At 49.7% G+C, this 1,126-nt stretch carries 1 protein-coding gene; it reads right to left on the minus strand.

The features are described from left to right. Window positions 1–269 precede the first annotated feature (269 nt). The coding region (locus tag ACPLUI_RS14900) for an iron ABC transporter substrate-binding protein (protein ID WP_424661023.1) at window positions 270–1,126 on the minus strand (857 nt) is incomplete at its 5' end.

Below are 1,126 nucleotides of genomic sequence, written 5' to 3' on the forward strand. Positions count from 1 at the left end.
AAACGTCCCTCTGCTTTGCCCAGCAGGGTCAGCAGCACCTGGGCCGGCGAAAGCTCCGCCGACCCGGCGTTGATGGCGTAGATACCCAGCAGGGCGGTTGCAAGGACAAGCAGGCAAATGATGAAAACTTTTCTCTGGGTATACTTAAGGTAACTTTCCGGGATCGCTACCTGCCGCATATTTTTTATCACCCACGAAAATAGAGGTTTACCATTATTTACTCGGGTTGGAATTGTCCGGCTCGCTCGAACACAGGAACTCCCCGGGTATTACGGACCGGCAAGATCCAGCTTTTTAAATCCACCGTAATCTTTCGCCATCTGTTCATATAAAGGTTTGCCCAAAAGAAACTGGTAAATCTCGTCGGCTTTTTTGGCCGGGTCGATATCCTTAAATTGTTCGGGGAAAATCACTTTTCCGGCGTAGTAGGTGTCGGCAATAGCGGTGTCGATGTTGGTGTTATAGAAGTTAAAGGGAATCTGGCCGTAAACCCGGCCTGTCTTGACCGCCTTCAGCGACTGATAAAACTGCGGGTTTTTCTTGTAGTCATTTTGCACCAGTTCCAAGCCGCCTTCATCGATAAGAATGATGTCAGGATCCCACTCCAAAAGTTTTTCTTTTTCAATCATTACGTTGCGCCCAAGTGCGCGACCCATTTGGGAAAGCTTTTTGTTTTCAATTACCGCGCTTCCGCGACCCTGGACTTCTTCAACCACGTTTCTAGCACCAATGGCCACAAAAGGCCCGTATTTGGGAGCTGTGCTTTCAATGCTGTGCGCTCCTTTTGCGCCCAGAGCACCCACATAAACTGCGGGCTTTTTGTCAGCAGGGATATTTTTCGTTCTCTCCTGCAAGTCCTGATGGCAATTCTTAAGATAAGCTACCACTTCCTGTGCCCTTTTCTCGTTGCCGATGATCTTGCCGATCAGCAGGAGGGATTTGTAAACATTTTCATCAAAGGGCACCTCGGTGCCGTAGTTCAGTACCACTACCGGTATATTTGTTTTGGCCTGCAGTTCGTCCGCCTGTGACTTGTCCAGCAAGGAGGCAACGAAAATTACCTCAGGCTTGACGCTGACAAGCTTTTCCGCATCCGGAGTGGAATCCGGCCCTCCCTGGCCAATGG

The organism is Desulfofundulus sp., from assembly GCF_049701015.1.
In the GTDB taxonomy this organism is placed as follows: Bacteria; Bacillota; Desulfotomaculia; order Desulfotomaculales; family Desulfovirgulaceae; genus Desulfofundulus.